Raw genomic sequence first — 3,361 nt, forward strand, 5'->3', positions numbered from 1 at the left:
TCGGAGTGTCGACGGTGTATGCGGGGATGAGCGGATAAAGGGGAGATGGCGTGGATATCGATGTACTGGGTGCGTTGGCGGCTCGTGAGAACGGGCTGTCGGTGACGCCGACGGCGCCGAAGCCGCGTCAGGTGCTGGCTCTGCTGGCTCTGCATGCCGATCAGGCTGTGCCGGTGTCTGTGCTGATCGAGGAGCTCTGGAGCGGCAGGCCGCCGCGTAGTGCGCGTACGACTCTGCAGACGTATGTGCTGCAGTTGCGGGATCTGATCGCGGCGGCTCTGGGCCGGGACGGGGAGGGGGGTGCCGTGCGTGGTGCCAAGGGGGTGCTGGTCACCACGCCGGGCGGTTACCGTCTGGACACGGCCGGGGGGGCCATTGACGTGCGGGAGTTCGAGAGGCTGGCGGGGCTGGGGTACCGGGCGATGGACGCCGGTGATTTCGCGGGCGCGGCCCGGCAGTTGCGTGACGCGCTCGCGCTGTGGACGGGGCCGGCTCTGGTCGATGTGCAGGCCGGGACGCAGCTGGAGATGGAGACCCGGCGTCTGGAGGAGACCCGGCTCTGCGCGCTGGATCAGCGTATCGAGGCCGATCTGCGCCTGGGCCGGCACCGTGAGCTGCTGGGTGAACTGACGGTGCTGGTCAGCCGTTACCGCACCCATGAGAACCTGCACGGCCAGTTCATGCTGGCGCTGCACCGTTCGGGGCGGCGCAGCGAGGCGCTCGATGTCTACCAGCGGCTGCGCGGTGCTCTGGTGCGGGAGCTGGGGCTCGAGCCCTCGGCCGGGCTGCGCCGGCTGCAGCGCTCGATCCTGACGGCCGGTCCGGAGCAGGTGGTGGCCGGTGGCGGCGAGCGTCTGAGCCGGGTCGGCTGAGGGAGCCGGGATGCAGGCCAGATCGCTTCGGACACGTCAGAAGCTTCTCCTCGCGGGTGCGCGGATGTTCAACCAGAACGGTTACGCCGGCGCGACGCTGGGGCAGATCGCGGGAGCCGCGGGTGTCACGAAGGGAGCGCTGTACTTCCATTTCACCTCCAAGGACGGACTGGCCGACGCGGTACAGGAGCGGGGCGGTGCCCTGCTGCGTGATTTCGTGCGGCGGCACGGCGAGGCGGGCGCGGCGCCGGTGCAGGTACTCATCGACCTGACCCACTGGCTCGCCCGGACGTTCCACGACGATCCGGTCATCCGGGCGAGTTTCCGTATCACCGGCGAGTGCACCGGGCGGCGGCCGCCGGTCGCCGACTTCCACCAGGCGTGGATCACCGAGGCGCTGCGTCTGCTCGGCCGGGCCCGCGCGGAGGGGGCACTGCTCTCCACGCAGAAGGGAGAGGGGGAGGGCCCGGAGGCGCTGCTGTCCGCGACCGTGTGCGGGATCGCGGTACTGGCCGGGGCCGGTATGCCCCACGGCGAACTCGGCGACCGGGTGGGGGCCTTGTGGAAGACACTGCTGCCGGCACTCGTAGCGCCAGGCGACGTGGCGCACTACCGCACCCGCGCGCAGACCACCGGCCCGGCCAGGCAGGAACGGGCGGCCTGAAACACCACACGCCACCACCGGCATGACACACCACCGGCACAGCACCGGCGCCACGCGCACAGCACCGGCGGCCCGGGCGGCACGCACATACGGCACCGGCGGCACGCGCACGGCACGGTACGGCGGCGCGCACACGGCCCGGCCCGGCACGGTACGGCGGCGCGCACACGGCCCGGCCCGGCACGGTACGGCGGCACGCACACGGCACGATATGACGGTGCGCATACGGTACGGCGGCACGCACACGGCACGGTACGGCGGTGCGCATACGGTACGGCGGCACGCGCACGGCACGGCGTGCACCACGGGGCGGGGGACGTGTGCGGGGCAGGGGATGCGCGGCGCGGGGGCCGTGCCGGGCCCGGCCGTGCGTCCGGGGCGGCGGGGGTGCTGTCCGCCGGGCTCCGGCAGGCGCCCGGGGCCTCGCCGGCCCGGTGCCGGAGGGGCGGGGCCCCCTCCGCCGGAGTCTTTCGGCGGTCGGGAGTGCGCGCCTGCCGCGTGCTGATGAGCTCGGCGTGAGGCGGAGTCCGCGCTGGCCGTGCTCCGGCTGATCCGGCCCGCGGCATCAGCGTCGGCCCGGACGGCTCGCAGGGTCGGTCCTCTCCCGCGTTCCGTCCGCTGACCACCTGCGATGAAGATGACGGTCATGGACCGTCCTCCGCTTCCCGGAACGGGACAGGACGGCGGATCCCGCCACGGAAGGCCAGTCCTCCGCCCGGACACAGTCCCGTCGGTCACACGGCGGTGGCACTGCCGGCGTTCATCAGGCAAGTGCCTTGCCGGGCGACGAAGGCAAGTGCGTTGCCGGGCAACGGAGGCGCCGGCTGCTCCGCTGGTCCCCGGGGCCGGGCTCGGAGCGGAGACGCGGAGGGTCCCGTACGGAACCGGGAGGCCGGCGGTTCACGTGCGGGGCCGCTCACGGGGTGTGGGACGTCAGACTCCGGTCAGGGCGTAGGTGCCCGTACCGTCCTGTCTGCCGCTGGAGTACTGGCGGATGAACTCCCCGTCCGCGTAACGGTCGTGGCCCATCATGGAGCCGGTGTACTTGTTCTGCACACCGATCATCGAGCTGCCGGGCACGTCGCGGTAGATGTAGAACCGCTGGAGGTCGTCCTGCGCGCAGGGGGCCGTCATCAGGACCGCCCCTTCGGTGGCCGCGTTCTGCCCGGCGATGGCCGCGCACCTGCCGTTGCCCCAGTTCCACAGGGACGCCTCGAGGACCCCGTTGTTCTCCGTCACGTCGCACAGCCGCCAGTTGTCCAGGTGGGCGCTGAAGATCGTCGAGGGCCGCAGGCGGACACCGTCGTCCGCCAGGAGCGGCGCGCCCCAGGACAGGGGCTTGCCGGGCACAGCGATCTTGTAGGCGTCGGTCCCGCAGCTGAGAGCGGCCCGCGCACCGCGGCCGGTGGCTTTGGGCTGTTCGGCGGACGTTCCGCCGGCGGGAGCCGGGCGCCGCACGAGGCGGTCCCGCAGCTGCTTCGCTGCCGGCGCCACCGCACCCGCCGGGTGCTCGGCCTTCGCGGTGGCCGGGCCGCAGTCCAGGAGGCCTTGTGAAGGAGGCGAAAGTGGCGAAACAGGACAGAGCCATCCGGACACGTCAGACGATCCTGGGGGCAGCAGCCCGCGTGTTCGAAGAACACGGATACCAGGCGGCCACAATCACCGAAATCCTCACCACCGCAGGCGTCACCAAGGGCGCCCTCTACTTCCACTTCGAGTCCAAAGAGGACCTCGCCCACGGCGTACTCAGCGAACAGGACCAACGCCTCACCGTCCCCGACCGCGCCTGCAAAATCCAGGAAGTCGTCGACGTCATCATGCTCCA

General features: G+C 71.8%; 3 protein-coding genes and 2 pseudogenes. 3 read left to right on the forward strand and 2 right to left on the reverse strand.

The window, feature by feature from the left end; genetic code table 11:
* The first annotated feature begins 50 nt into the window (after positions 1-50).
* Together CU044_RS20010 and CU044_RS20015 are read left to right on the forward strand one after the other, a co-directional pair.
* Positions 51-872, forward strand: a complete 822-nt coding sequence (locus CU044_RS20010; RefSeq protein ID WP_129770075.1) for an AfsR/SARP family transcriptional regulator — start codon at positions 51-53, stop codon at positions 870-872.
* A gap of 10 nt (positions 873-882) precedes the next feature.
* Complete coding sequence (locus CU044_RS20015) at positions 883-1,536, forward strand: ScbR family autoregulator-binding transcription factor (RefSeq protein ID WP_129770076.1); 654 nt, start codon at positions 883-885, stop codon at positions 1,534-1,536.
* 468 nt (positions 1,537-2,004) lie between these two features.
* Here the strand turns inward: CU044_RS20015 and CU044_RS39635 are convergent.
* Positions 2,005-2,295: pseudogene (locus CU044_RS39635) on the reverse strand (IS5/IS1182 family transposase); the annotation flags it as partial.
* A 174-nt stretch (positions 2,296-2,469) separates the two neighbouring features.
* A pseudogene (locus CU044_RS20020) lies at positions 2,470-3,090 on the reverse strand (hypothetical protein); the annotation flags it as partial.
* An 11-nt stretch (positions 3,091-3,101) separates the two neighbouring features.
* Between CU044_RS20020 and CU044_RS20025 the strand changes: the two are divergent.
* The coding region (locus CU044_RS20025) for a TetR family transcriptional regulator (RefSeq protein ID WP_129770077.1) at positions 3,102-3,361 on the forward strand (260 nt) is incomplete at its 3' end.

Origin of the sequence: Streptomyces sp. L-9-10, from assembly GCF_004151105.1 — a bacterium.
GTDB lineage: Bacteria > Actinomycetota > Actinomycetes > Streptomycetales > Streptomycetaceae > Streptomyces.

Bases quoted from the DNA above. Each gene is read 5' to 3' on its own strand.
- CU044_RS20015 (WP_129770076.1), top strand. From the start codon at position 883: ATGCAGGCCAGATCGCTTCGGACACGTCAGAAGCTTCTCCTCGCGGGT.